The organism is Streptococcus sp. (assembly GCF_032481935.1).
Lineage (GTDB): Bacteria > Bacillota > Bacilli > Lactobacillales > Streptococcaceae > Streptococcus.
This window is the reverse complement of record NZ_JAWERU010000002.1, coordinates 79,592-90,114: the sequence shown is the minus strand read 5'-3', so window position 1 is coordinate 90,114 and position 10,523 is coordinate 79,592. Positions and strand designations below refer to the sequence as shown.

8 protein-coding genes and 2 pseudogenes are annotated in these 10,523 nt (G+C 40.4%); all 10 read right to left on the bottom strand.

Annotated features, from left to right (window positions below; all coding sequences use genetic code 11):
* Positions 1 to 145 precede the first annotated feature (145 nt).
* The gene (locus E7C97_RS00800) at positions 146 to 1,417 is read right to left on the bottom strand and encodes an FtsQ-type POTRA domain-containing protein (RefSeq protein WP_316107652.1); all 1,272 of its coding nucleotides are present in this window, start codon (positions 1,415 to 1,417) and stop codon (positions 146 to 148) included.
* Between the two features lie 9 nt (positions 1,418 to 1,426).
* A complete protein-coding gene (locus E7C97_RS00795; RefSeq protein WP_316107651.1) occupies positions 1,427 to 2,485 on the bottom strand; it encodes a UDP-N-acetylglucosamine--N-acetylmuramyl-(pentapeptide) pyrophosphoryl-undecaprenol N-acetylglucosamine transferase in 1,059 nt (352 codons plus the stop codon).
* Position 2,486: 1 nt separating this feature from the next.
* Positions 2,487 to 3,839 carry a UDP-N-acetylmuramoyl-L-alanine--D-glutamate ligase gene (gene murD, locus E7C97_RS00790; protein ID WP_049503211.1) on the bottom strand — a complete coding sequence of 451 codons (1,353 nt, stop codon included), beginning with the start codon at positions 3,837 to 3,839 and terminating at the stop codon, positions 2,487 to 2,489.
* Positions 3,840 to 3,934: 95 nt separating this feature from the next.
* Positions 3,935 to 6,640, bottom strand: coding sequence for an FtsX-like permease family protein (locus E7C97_RS00785; RefSeq protein WP_316107648.1), 2,706 nt, complete (start codon positions 6,638 to 6,640; stop codon positions 3,935 to 3,937).
* Position 6,641: 1 nt separating this feature from the next.
* Positions 6,642 to 7,343: an ABC transporter ATP-binding protein gene (locus E7C97_RS00780; protein ID WP_070459032.1), complete on the bottom strand. Its 702-nt coding sequence runs from the start codon at positions 7,341 to 7,343 to the stop codon at positions 6,642 to 6,644.
* A complete protein-coding gene (locus E7C97_RS00775) occupies positions 7,325 to 7,519 on the bottom strand; it encodes a hypothetical protein (protein WP_316107645.1) in 195 nt (64 codons plus the stop codon). The genes E7C97_RS00780 and E7C97_RS00775 overlap by 19 nt, the downstream gene beginning before the upstream one ends.
* Positions 7,520 to 7,548: 29 nt before the next feature.
* The gene (locus tag E7C97_RS00770; RefSeq protein ID WP_316107644.1) at positions 7,549 to 8,733 is read right to left on the bottom strand and encodes a hypothetical protein; all 1,185 of its coding nucleotides are present in this window, start codon (positions 8,731 to 8,733) and stop codon (positions 7,549 to 7,551) included.
* Between the two features lie 3 nt (positions 8,734 to 8,736).
* Positions 8,737 to 9,324, bottom strand: coding sequence for an ABC transporter ATP-binding protein (locus E7C97_RS00765; protein WP_316107641.1), 588 nt, complete (start codon positions 9,322 to 9,324; stop codon positions 8,737 to 8,739).
* Between the two features lie 32 nt (positions 9,325 to 9,356).
* A pseudogene (locus tag E7C97_RS00760) lies at positions 9,357 to 9,567 on the bottom strand (hypothetical protein).
* A gap of 663 nt (positions 9,568 to 10,230) precedes the next feature.
* Positions 10,231 to 10,470: pseudogene (locus E7C97_RS09615) on the bottom strand (LPXTG cell wall anchor domain-containing protein); the annotation flags it as partial.
* Positions 10,471 to 10,523: the final 53 nt, after the last annotated feature.

Genomic DNA, 10,523 nt, shown 5'->3' with positions numbered 1-10,523 from the left:
GTGGAACTTACCCTGACACGGATTTCCACTGGTTTTTACGATTTTTATCAGACTAACTTCCACTTTTATTGGCGATGGAAGTTAGTTTGGGAATTTAGCCTTTAAAGCCAAGACTCACAATCAAGCCGATAGAATGTTCTCAAGTTTATCGACTCTGTGATTGTTGAGTTGTTTGGTTTTGATTACCCTGTTCCTCTTGTTTTTTCTTTTCTTCCTCCTGCTTTTTCTTCTCCTCTTCTTTAGCTTTGATTCTTGCTTCTTCTAAAGCCTTATCCGTCAAGCTATAACTATAGATCCCAACTTCCATATCAATACCGCTTGGAACTGTTAATTGAGGTTTAATCTTACTATAGTAAGGCAATTTTTTACCTAATTCTGATAAGGGAACCAAAATCTCATCGGTATCATACATGGTAATCTTGAGAAGATCGCTGGTTACACTAGTTGGAGCCAATTCAATCGTTTTGATAGCTTGCTTAATCTCTGGGCTGACTTCAGCCAGTTGTTCAATCAAGGTTTTGACTTGCTGCTCATCATTAAAGAGTACAGACATATAGGTTTCAGGAAGACTGACTAGACTAACTGGACTGGTTTCCACCGTCCCACTAGAAAGAATCGGATAATGATCCTCTCCAGAAACATAATAGGCTACAATCCCGTATTCCTTGACCTGGATGGTAAAATTGGTCGGGAATTGATAGTGAATGCTCGCAGATTCAATCCAGTGATTGGACTTAATCATCTCAGCATGTTTGTCTTTATTGAGGAGTAGACCAAAGGTATAGTCACTATCACGAATCCCTGAAGCCTCTTTGATTTGGTCTGCATTGGTCTCTACCGTACCAGTAACCTCTATGTTTTTCAGAGTTGAGTATGGCGTCAAAAGATAGATGGAAAAGATCAAGACAAGCAAACTTGGGATTAGAATCGTAACAGCACGCCAGATATGAACACTTGGAATAGAAGGCTTAGCAAGCTTTTTCTTAGACTTAGATCTCTTTTCTTCTACTTTTGTTTCTTCAGATATTTCGTCCTCGTCTTCCACTTGTTCTGCTTCAGTTGCTTCCTCTTCAAGTTCAGGCGAGGACTCATCTGCTGTAAGATCCTTCTGCTCTTCGCTATTAGGATCTACTTCAGTTGCTTCCTCTGTATTTTCGGATATATCCGACTCTTGCTCTTCTTTGGTTTCTTCTGCCTTTTTGCGCAGATACTCTCGGTTTTTCTTCTGCCACTCTGATAAGCTAGTTTCTGCATCAGAAGTTATTGAAACTTCCTTTTTGCCTGAATCTCCCTTGCCTTCTTCTTTAGCTAGGTTGGCCTCTTCTTCAGCCTTTTTTAGAAGATATTCTTGATTTCGTTTTTGCCACTCTGACAATTCCTTGTCTTGAGTTGGCTCTTGTTTCTTATCCTTTGACATCGATTTTCCTTATGATAGATCTTTTTTTAGTAGCGCATAAAAATCCGCCACAGATTTTAATTCATGAGAATTCTTCATCGTGCTCTGGTAGTCTTCTTTGTGGGTCAAAAGCTTGCTTACTTTTTCTTCTAAAGTAGACAAGGTCAAGTCGCTTTCTTGCAACTCTTCAGCATAGCCTTTTTTCACGAAATAAGCTGCATTTTCAATCTGGTCTCCACGGCTAGCTTCACGTCCGAGAGGGACAATGACATGCAATTTAGCCATGGCAAGGAGCTCAAAAATAGTATTGGCACCACCACGAGTAATGACCACATCAGCCAGATTCATGAGCGGTTGATAGAGGTCAGTCACATAGTCAACACGATAGAGGTTTGAACTTAGTTCATTTAAACTAGCATCACCTGTCAGGTTGATGATATTGTAGCGACTAGTCAGCTCTTCCTGGTGGTCTGTAACTAATTGGTTAAAGACACGCGCCCCAGCAGAACCGCCGACGAAGAGAAGAGTTGGTAGTTTGCTATCAAAATAAGTTCTGATGTCCACCATTTCTTCGGGTTCTTCCATGATTGGGCCAGAAACCTTAGTCACAGCTCCTACATGCTCTACCTTAGTGAGACCAGACGCTTGTTCAAAAGTAGAGTACATCTTGGTCGCAAACTTATAAGCGATTTTATTGGCCAAGCCCATAGAGAGGTCAGACTCGTGGATAAAGACTGGCACTCTGCATACTCGCGCTGCAATAACAGGAGGAACAGATACAAATCCTCCCTTAGAAAAGAGGGCTTGCGGACGAAGGCGAAGCATGATAAAGAGCGATTGAATAATTCCAAAAGCAACCTTAAAGACGTCAACCATGTTTTGCCATGAGAAATATCGACGTAATTTCCCTGTAGCAATAGAATGGAAGGTGACATCTAAACCTGACTTGAGAATTTCATGATGCTCAATTCCGTTCTTATCACCAATATAGTGGACTTCCCAGCCATCTTCGATGAACTTAGGCATTAACAAAAGGTTGAGGGTAACGTGTCCAACCGTTCCCCCACCAGTAAATACTATTTTTTTCATATTATCCCTTTAACTCCGCTACAGTGTCGATGAAAAGATCTCCACGTACTTCAAAGTTAGCATACATATCCCAGCTAGCATTAGCAGGACTGAGGAGAACCACATCTCCTTCTTCCGCAAGTTCATAAGCCTTGCGAGTTGCATCCGCAATATCTGTCGCATCCACATAAGCCACACCTGCCTTATCGGCTGCACGTTTGACACGTTCTGCAGACTGACCGAGAATGACCATGTTCTTAAGTCCAGTAATATCTGGTACCAATTCGTCAAACTCATTACCACGGTCCAAACCACCAGCAATCAAGATAACCTTGCTATTGTCAAATCCAGACAAGGCTTTTTGAGTTGCCAAGATATTGGTTGACTTACTATCATTGTAGAATTTAACGCCATTGATTTGGTCTACGAATTGGAGACGGTGTTTAACGCCACCAAAAGCTGACAAGGTTTCATTGATGGTTTCATTGTCCACACCACGCAGTTTAGCAACAGCAATGGTTGCAAGAGCATTTTCTACATTATGGCTACCTGGAACACCGATTTCATCAGCTGCCATGACTTTTTCACCACGGAAGTAGAGTTGACCATCTTCAAGATAAGCTCCGTCAACCTTTTCAAGTGTTGAAAATGGTACTACAGTCGCATTTGTCTTTGTCGCAAGCTCTTTAGCTAATTCCTGGTTGAAGTTCAATACTAGGTAATCAGCTGCTGTCATATTGCTTTGGATATTCCACTTAGCTTCAACATAAGCTTCAAAAGAACCGTGGTAGTCGATATGGGTTGGCATAAGGTTGGTGATAACAGCAATTTCAGGATGGAATTCCTGGATTCCCATTAGTTGAAAAGAGGATAGCTCCATGACAAGGGTGTCCTTATCTGTCGCAGTTTGAGCCACTTGACTAGCAGGATATCCGATGTTCCCTGATAAAAGTCCATTTTGCCCAGCCGCAGTCAGAACTTCTCCAATCATAGTGGTGGTCGTAGTCTTACCATTTGAACCTGTAATACCGACGATTGGTGCTTCTGAGATCAGGTAGGCTAATTCAACCTCAGTCAAGACTGGAATGCCTTTTTCTAGAGCTTTTTCAATCATCGGATTGCTATAAGGGATTCCTGGATTTTTTACCATAAGTGCAAAATCTTCATCCAATAATTCCAACGGATGGCCACCAGTGACAACCTTGATACCCTCTTCCAAGAGACTTTGCGCAGCTGGATTTTCCTCAAAAGGCTTGCCATCATTCACTGTCACAATGGCACCTAGCTTGTCCAAAAGACGAGCTGCAGATTCACCAGATTTTGCCAATCCTAGGACTAATACTTTCTTATTTTCAAATTGATCAATTCGTTTCATATCTAGAACTCCATTTCTACTCTTACTATTTTACCATTTTTATGAAAATAAAAAAGCCACAAAGGGCTTTCTTATTTGTTTTTGTCCTCGATCAACTATTCTACAGACTTGAGGGCTTCTAACATATCCACCTTTCGGAGATAATGATTGACAAAAACTCCTAGGATGGTCAAAATGACACTGACGGCTAGAATTGGGATGAGATACACTTCCCAGCCGACCTTGGGTTGAAAACGGAAGGTTCCAGGTGCAATCATCTGAATGAGAAATTGATGGAGATAAAAGCCTGAGACCAATCCTACAATCATTCCAATTAGTGACAATATGATGGTCTCCCGATAGATGTAAAGGGTCACTTCTTTGTTATGAAAACCAAGAACCTTGATGGTTGAGAGTTCCCTAATCCGTTCAGCAACATTGATATTGGTCAAATTATAAAGAATCACAATGGCTAGTAGCACCGATACCAGCACCAAAATCGCCATGGTGTGATTCAGAGAATTGGCAAAACTTTCAAAGAGCTGAATGGTGGAGGCGTTTTGAACGAGGCCACTGACAGCTACCTGGTCCATAAATTCTCCTGCGACTCTTTCGGTATTGACTTCCCTTTTATCCTTGAGTTGGACCAAATAGGTATTCATCTTGGGTGCTTGACCGTATATCTCCTCATAGGTTGCCTGATTCATATAGACAAAATGGCCCACATAGTGCTCGGTAATAGCACCTACTTTAAAGTTTTTCCCATCGATGGTAAAATTGTCATCAACAGAAACTCCAGCCAACTGGGCTAATTTTTCAGTCAAGACAACTCCATTAGATAAGCTCAGTTTTTCTCCATTTTTTTCCAAGAGGACAAAGGGAGCCAGGTCATCTTGATCCGTTACCATCATGGTCACGGTTTGAACACCTGCCTTGCCAGCATACTTTTCCTCAACCTGTTTGGAAGAGATTAAACGATAGTTTTCAACTTCATCACTCTGCAATTTTTCTTCTAGCTTTGCCTTATCAGAATCTGAAGCTCGAGAATTGACAGAGAGAATCATCTGATATTGTTGAAGATCCTTAAACTGTCTGTCAGCAACTCCTGCCACAGAGGATTGAATACCAAGCCCTGCAAAGAGGAGGGCTACTGAACCTGCAACCCCAAAAATAGTCATCAGCATGCGTTGTTTGTAACGGAAAATATTGCGGGCAGTTACCTTTTGGGTAAAGCTCAAATGAGACCAGATAAAGGTTATCCGCTCCAAGAGAATCTTTGAGCCCTTGACTGGTGGCTTAGGTAGTAATAATTGCGCTGCTTCTTCATGCAATTCTCTGCGAGATACAAGGTAGGCAGGTAGGACACTAGCTACTAAGCTTAGTCCCAAAGCCAAGCAACTATAGGTCCAGTAGAAATGCTGCTGACTCTCTCCAACAATCATTCGCTCAGTGATGATATGCGAAATAGTAGGTGCTAGGATGTAGTGACCAATCAGAATTCCTAGAAGGGTGCCAAGAGTACCAGCAACCAGACCATAAATCACAAACTTAGCAATGATATCCTTGCTATGGTAGCCTAGAGCTTTGAAAATCCCTGCATTGGTCCTTTCCTCGTCTACAAATCGTGTCATGGTGGTAAAGGTAACCATGGCTGCTACGGCATAGAGAACGACTGGAAAGATATTCCCTACGGCACGAATACTCATGGCCGAGTTACTATACATGAGATAACCTTGACCAGTAGGAGAACTCTTTCGATTGTAGACATGATAGCTTGGCTCTGTCAGAGCATTGACTTCATCCTTACTGGTCTGCCATTTAACCTTTTCGTTAGCAAGGTCGCTTTCAGCTTGACTTAGTTTTTCCTTTTCTTGCTTTAGTTGTTCTTTTGCTTCTCCTAACTGACTAGATGCTTGACTTTTTTGTGGTTCTGGTAGTTGGCTTACTTGATTTTCTTGAGCTTGTAGACGCGTTTCAATTTCTTGCAGGCGTTTCTTGCCAGCTGTCAAGTTGGTCTCTGCCTCGTCTAGTTGTTTCTTGCCTTCATCAAGGGACTCTTGGGCATCCTTCTTCATTTTCTCTAGCCGCGCTTGTCCATTATCAGCAACTAGTTCCTTTAAAGTCTCCTCTTCTTCCTCTAGCTTCTTTTCGTAATCACTAGAGAAAGGATTGACATCTGTTAGGCTAGCAAAACGCAGGCGGGCAATCGTGTAAACAGAGCTCTTAAAATTTTCTTCAGTTACGACAGCGTAAGCTGCTAGATTCCCATTACCACTGGCTGAACTCCCCATATCTGATTTTGAAAAAATATCTGGAGAGTGGATAAAGCCTGTAATGGTATAACTATCCCGCTTTAATTGAGAATTACTGCCCTTTTTTTGACTCAAATAAATGACTTGACCAATCTGATAGCGATCTTTCCAAAAGTCTGCCAAAGCTAGTTCATCTTCTTTTTCAGGTAAGCGACCTTGGGTCACCTCAAATTTCAAAATCTTGTCTGTCTTAGAAAATATCCGTATGGCATTTTCACTGTTTGCTAGAGTCAAATCTGTCATATAACCAAATTCAACCTCTGCTCCTGATAGAGTTTGCAATTCTTCCTGATCTGCCTGATCTAGACCATAATCTGCTATGACGGTTATATCTGCCAGATTGGATTTTTGTATATAATCCCAAGCTGTTCGCTCCATATTGGGACTAGCAACCTTAAGACCGATCAAGGCCAAAGAACCCAACATCATCAGAGTTAGGATGGATAAAAACCGTCCCTTTGAACCTGTGAAAGATTGGAACAGGTCTTTCCAATATGTCCTTCTTTTCATATCAGTACTCCAAATCATCAATATCCTGTGGTTGAGGATTGAGGACAACACTCTTGACACCAGCATCATGCATCTGAATCACCCGATCAGCTATAGGAGCTAGAGAAGCGTTATGGGTCACGATGATAACGGTGGTTCCTTTTTTGCGTGACATATCTTGAAGAATCTTTAGAACCTGCTTACCAGTCTGGTAGTCCAAAGCTCCCGTTGGTTCATCACAAAGGAGAATTTTAGGATTTTTAGCCACTGCTCGGGCAATGGAGACCCGTTGTTGCTCACCACCTGATAGCTGGGCTGGAAAATTATTAAGACGGTGTCCTAATCCTACATCCTTGAGAACCTGTTCTGGATCCAAGGCATCTGAGACTATTTCTGATGCCAGCTCGACATTTTCCTTAGCAGTCAAGTTAGAAACCAGGTTGTAAAATTGAAAGACAAAGCCAACATCATCTCTCCGATAGTTTGTTCTCTGATGAGATGTATAGTTAGAAATGTTAGTCCCATCAACCCAAACTTGCCCTTCATCATTTGTATCCATCCCACCTAGAATATTCAAAACTGTTGACTTTCCTGCTCCAGATGAACCAAGGATAATGACCAGTTCTCCCTTTTCAATCTCGAAGTTGACATCGCGATTTGCTACAATTTCTGTATCACCAGTATGATACCTCTTATAGCTATTTTTCATTTCAATATAAGCCATCCTATCTCCTCCTCTTCTCCTACTATTTTCACCTTTATTATAACTCTTTTGATAGCAAAAAAGCCATCTAATGATGACTTTTTTTGGCTCATATTTTGAGAGTCTCCTGAGATTCGTTTCCCCTCATTTTTCATAGCTAACAATGATTCGGATGTTCTTCTTATTCTTGATTGCATGAAGTAGTTATCAAGTGGAAATAGGAAAACTAACACCTATTTAACATACTCTTTTTTCGTGAATTTCCCAAACTTTCGATAAATAGAATTCCCAATAGCAAAAGAATTATCGTGCAAGGCAGTAAGACCACCCCCATGCCCCAATTTAGATTGACATTATCAATCTGCTTAGGTAATCTTCCAGACAAAATCTCCACTGAACGTAAGTAAGTAAAGGGAATCAGATGTGCAATCCTCTGAAGAGGCTGAATGGTTTGGATGCCAAACAATAAGCCAACTATCCCAATTAAGGAAATAAAGAGGACAGGCATTTTTTGCTTAAAAAAGTATGCAATCAAGTAGACGACTTCCACAATAACGATAAAAGCCAAGAAAGTTAAGAGCAAGCTAGGAAATAACACATCTTGTATCGTTCCGATAGTTACCTCTTGATTCGTTAAGCTATAGAACGGGTATGGATAATCTAACTGTCCAAAACCACTTATCAGACTTCCCACTAGAAAAGAAAATCCGCTGATTCCGATAAACAGCACAGTTACATAACCCACTCCAACTCCAAGAGAGGATATTGCAAATGTCACTTTTGAAAAAGGATATAACTGAGCTGTATCCAGATGATTTTGATATCTTTCTGCGAACAGTTGCGTTAACATAAAAATAATAGCAACCACAAACAAGCTTGGGATGATAAGCTCTAAAATCCAGACAATCTGATCAATCCCGTGGGTCGGATAAACTAAATTGTGGGCTTTTATGTTCAAGGGATATAGGGCTTGGTAAGTCTTTCGTTCGCGGTCAACCGCCATTTTAAAGTCAGAGCTAGAAGTCGGTTGCTTCGATACAATTTCATAACTCTTTTCCTCAGCTTGCCACTGCAAATAGTAGGCTTCTTTCCAGCGTCCTTCTTTTAACAAATCCAGAATTTCTTTCTTTTGAGTAAAAAGATTTTTTTGCAAGTCTAAATTTTCTTTAGCAAACTGGTATTCCTCCGAGCTGGTGTCAGATATTTGGGAGAGTTTCTCTTCATATCCATTGATGACTCTCTCACGGTCTACAAGACTAGTTTCCAACTCTCTCTCCAAGCTGACGGAGTTTGCAGTCTGACTATTAAAATAAAAGGTAACACCGAGTCCAGATACAAATAAAGCTAAGATAATCCAGTTTAAGCGACTTTTGAAAACTTTTTTTAATAAAAATAGACTAACATCTTTCATAAACTAAACCTCTTCTATCTGCCCCTGATGAATGGTTACTACTCTATCGCAGACATCAAGCAACTCTTCCTTATAGTGGGAACTTAAAAGAACCAGCTGTTCTTGTCTATCGATTTGTGCTAGCCTATCAAAAAACTTCTGTCGATAATACTCATCTAAGCCATTTGTAATCTCATCCATAAGCCAGCATTTCGCCTGACTGAGGAAATACATAGCAATCACCAAGCGTTGCTTCATCCCTAAGGAATACTTGCGGATGGGAAGGCTGATATAATCAGACATTTCCCAGTAGGCGATTTCATCCCTCAAGTTCAGACCTGACTTCCAGATGTTTTTTATAAGACGAAGGTAGTCCATCCCACTTAAGTTTCCATCCAGCCATTCAACACTTTCATAATAAAATAAAGAAGGAGGGACTGTAATATTTCCACTACTTATGGGAATTAAGTTGCTAATGGCGCGGAACAGGGTCGTCTTTCCAGATCCATTGATAGCAAGAACTCCATAAATCCTGCCTTTTTTAAAGGTGAAATCTACATCTTGTAAGATAACTTGTCGCGTTTTTAAGGTAACATGAGTAAGCCTTAACATATCAAACCCTCCTTTTTCTCACTCTTTAACGATTAAAAGTCTCCGCTGTAGTAGTTTATGAACTCATAACGATAGAAATTCCAGCCAGAACCTACTTTATACTTCATAACGATATCGCTACCATATGTTAATATAGATACGTCTGTGGTAATTCATACTAGACTTATAGTAGGTATTCCAATCATACCGATAACTTTTAGTGACTGTCACAACAGATACACTGGATTGAAAAGACCAATTCATAACAAACTAGCTAATAACACGACTTTGACTGACTTTTCATATTTTTCATTGCATTTATATCATTAGCATTGAAAACACTTTCATTATATCGTTTTTCTCATTTTTATGCAACAGTTCCCCATTGGTTTTAATAATATATAACACTTAGAAGTTATATGAAAGTTCTAAATTGAAGTTAGCTAATAATACTTTCTTTAACTAAAATTGTTTAACTAGCTTAGAGGTAATATGAGATGTGATTTCATTTGACAAAATGGCTTAGGCTAAGACTAGCCTTGATTTAGCAGACTAAACATCTTCAAGGGAACCTACTATCAAATGAAAGGTAATTTATGAATAAGAAGCCAGCTCTGTCTTATACTCAATGAAAATCAAAGAGAAAACTAGGAAACTAGCCGCAGGTTGCTCAAAGCACTGCTTTGAGGTTGTAGATAAGACTGATGAAGTCAGTCACATATATAATCCAAGGCGGCGTTGACGCGGTTTGAAGAGATTTTCGAAGAGTATTATACTTTCTTGTTGTTCACTACAGTTGACATAGAGCCTTTTAAAAAAGCGAACAAGACCAGATTCTGTTTATCAGAAAACTAGTTTTGTCCGCTTTTTTTGATCGAGATTAGTCTCTTGGTCCAATCTCTATGACTTAGATGCTTTTACATCATCTTATTCGTCGTCTTTTTTCTTTCCCATTGCAAACATACCAAGAAGTGCTCCTACAACACCTGCTGTTGCAAGGGTTGCATTTTCCTTAGTACCTGTTTCAGGGAGGATATTTTGACGACTTGCAGGCGCTTGGTAGGTCTTGTCTTGTGACATAGCAAGAGCTACTTGTGACTGCTCATCTCTGTATGCTGGAGTTTCACCTGTAGTTGGGGCTGAACCATTCACACTTCCAGTAAATTCTGGAACTTGGTGACTAGTCCCTTCTCCACCAGGAACGCCACCTTCAAAGTGTG

What these genes read in the sequence shown, in the direction of transcription:
- E7C97_RS00770 (WP_316107644.1), bottom strand. Translation starts at nt 8,733, where the DNA reads ATGAAAGATGTTAGTCTATTTTTATTAAAAAAAGTTTTCAAAAGTCGC.
- E7C97_RS00775 (WP_316107645.1), bottom strand. Translation starts at nt 7,519, where the DNA reads ATGCAATCAAGAATAAGAAGAACATCCGAATCATTGTTAGCTATGAAA.
- E7C97_RS00795 (WP_316107651.1), bottom strand. Translation starts at nt 2,485, where the DNA reads ATGAAAAAAATAGTATTTACTGGTGGGGGAACGGTTGGACACGTTACC.
- E7C97_RS00800 (WP_316107652.1), bottom strand. Translation starts at nt 1,417, where the DNA reads ATGTCAAAGGATAAGAAACAAGAGCCAACTCAAGACAAGGAATTGTCA.
- E7C97_RS00765 (WP_316107641.1), bottom strand. Translation starts at nt 9,324, where the DNA reads ATGTTAAGGCTTACTCATGTTACCTTAAAAACGCGACAAGTTATCTTA.
- murD (WP_049503211.1), bottom strand. Translation starts at nt 3,839, where the DNA reads ATGAAACGAATTGATCAATTTGAAAATAAGAAAGTATTAGTCCTAGGA.
- E7C97_RS00785 (WP_316107648.1), bottom strand. Translation starts at nt 6,640, where the DNA reads ATGAAAAGAAGGACATATTGGAAAGACCTGTTCCAATCTTTCACAGGT.
- E7C97_RS00780 (WP_070459032.1), bottom strand. Translation starts at nt 7,343, where the DNA reads ATGGCTTATATTGAAATGAAAAATAGCTATAAGAGGTATCATACTGGT.